The following is an 809-nucleotide window of genomic DNA, read 5'->3' as shown; positions in this document are numbered from 1 at the left end:
TGGTCGGCCAGTGCGCCCGGCAGCCATTCCCCGCCCAGTGGCTTGGGCACGCGGATCAGGCCCGTTTCATAGACCAGGATGCGGCGCATCGCTGGCAAGGCATCGCTCTTCACACGAGCCACCTCAAGGCCGGCCACACCAGGCACGGCACCGGCCGGCGGAAACAGGCGCTCACGCACATTTCGCGCCGCATCCGGTGTCGCCGCGAGATAGGCCATGGCCGACTCCGGCGCGCCGCCGGCCAATATGTGGTCCGCCGCGATGCCGCGCTCGATCATGGCCATGGCCGCCGGCACTGAGCGGGCCGCCAGCTGCATCGTCGGCCGCACGCCGATGACCAGCCACGGCTTGGCGCCGAAGTAACCCGTATAGGGGCTGATGCGCGTGGCGGCGCAGGACTGAGCGCAGACATTGGGCTGCAACCCGACGCCAAGAGCGCTTGTCAGTGAATTGCAGTCCACGGCATAGGGCTGCACCCAGGCCAGGGCCAGGCCGTTGACATGCTCGGACATCTGGCTGCGGATGGCCTGGTCGAGCGCCGTGAACTCCTCGCGCGTCAGGCTGTTGCGCAGCGGCAGTTGCACCCGCAGGATCTGCTCGGCCGGGATGCCGCGGCGCCTGGCGTAGTACTCACCCACGGTGACGGAATAGGGGTCGGCCGTGTTGATGACGAGGCCCAACTCATTGGCCGTGATGCGGCCGTACAACCGCGGCGCGCGGGCCCAACGTGACTCGCCAGGGGCCGGCGCAGCAGAAGCCGGCTCCGCGGCCTGGGCTGCGCCCATGCTGGCTATCGCCAGGGCAAGGCC

General features: G+C 69.5%; 1 protein-coding gene. It reads right to left on the bottom strand.

The features are described 5' to 3' along the window. Positions 1-785: TIGR03790 family protein (locus AC1DU6_RS33565; protein ID WP_477862679.1), on the bottom strand; the 785-nt coding region annotated here is incomplete at its 3' end. Between the last annotated feature and the right edge of the window lie 24 nt (positions 786-809).

The organism is Roseateles sp. P5_B10 (assembly GCF_056400485.1).
Note: the sequence above shows the minus strand (reverse complement) of the source record. Positions and strands in the feature narration are given on the sequence as shown.